This is a genomic window from Gordonia sp. i37 (assembly GCF_002043085.1).
GTDB classification, from domain to species: Bacteria; Actinomycetota; Actinomycetes; order Mycobacteriales; family Mycobacteriaceae; genus Gordonia; species Gordonia polyisoprenivorans.
Window position 1 is genome coordinate 1 of record NZ_MVPX01000705.1, and the last position, 571, is coordinate 571.

Annotated in this window: 1 protein-coding gene; it reads right to left on the reverse strand. The window is 66.5% G+C overall.

Annotated elements, in window-relative coordinates:
* Positions 1–65 precede the first annotated feature (65 nt).
* A partial coding sequence (locus B1964_RS29730; protein WP_079932329.1) for a hypothetical protein occupies positions 66–571 on the reverse strand: 506 nt, incomplete at its 5' end.

Below are 571 nucleotides of genomic sequence, written 5' to 3' on the forward strand. Positions count from 1 at the left end.
CCTGGCCGCAACCGACACAGTCACCGATCTACACAACCGACCCGCTTAACTGAACGGTATTGCGGTTAGGGCTGGGCCGGCGCCACGAAATTGAACGTGATCGGCGCCGACTCCTTCTCGCCGAGCTTTCCGATGGCCTGATATGAGCCGGCGGGCACCGGGTTACGCGGCTTGTCGCAGCCCGGGTTGCTGGTGGTGCCGGACCACGTGATGGTGTCCTTGACCTGCTGCTGCGGCTGCAACACCTGGTTGTTGACGGTGTTGATCTGCGAGCAGTCGCTGGCGGTCCACAGCGTGCGGGTGCCGTCGAGGGTGCGCACGATCACGTTCTGGGCGGCCTTGCCGACATCGCGCGCACATGCGGACAGTCCCGCATTGGTCACGACGATGGTGAACACCGGCTGGCTACCGGTGGTGTAAGTCGGCTTGTCGGTGTAGAGCACGACGGCGATCGAGTTGTCCGGGCACAGCGGCATGTTCGCGTCGGCAGCCGCAGGATTGCCTCCCGGCGCCGGTGCGGCCGCCGAGCCCGACGGCGACGCGCTCGGGTTGGCACTGCTGTCGGCGGGGG